Source organism: Bacillus cereus group sp. BfR-BA-01382 (genome assembly GCF_022663475.1).
GTDB classification, from domain to species: domain Bacteria; phylum Bacillota; class Bacilli; order Bacillales; family Bacillaceae_G; genus Bacillus_A; species Bacillus_A thuringiensis_S.
This window is the reverse complement of the sequence record NZ_JAKUFQ010000360.1, coordinates 1-276: the sequence shown is the minus strand read 5'-3', so window position 1 is coordinate 276 and position 276 is coordinate 1. Positions and strand designations below refer to the sequence as shown.

Here is a 276-nt window from a genome sequence, read left to right as displayed (position 1 = left end):
CATATAACAATGAAAGCAACTAAAAAAATAATATCACTAATAATTACAAAGATAGTCCTTTTCATGGAAATGTTCCTAATAAACATAGAATAGTTATCTTTTTTTAATTCATAATATATCTTAATATCCTTCTCTTTTACTGATTTTAATTCACGATATATCACTATCCCTTGACACCCATCATCTTCTCGCCCCTTCCTACTTAACACTACCTGAGACTTACTAATAACTCTTAAAATCCTCCACTCTTTATCTCCATAATTAACCAACATTTTA

1 pseudogene is annotated in these 276 nt (G+C 28.3%); it reads right to left on the bottom strand.

The features are described from left to right. Nucleotides 1–276: pseudogene (locus MR160_RS34330) on the bottom strand (hypothetical protein); the annotation flags it as partial.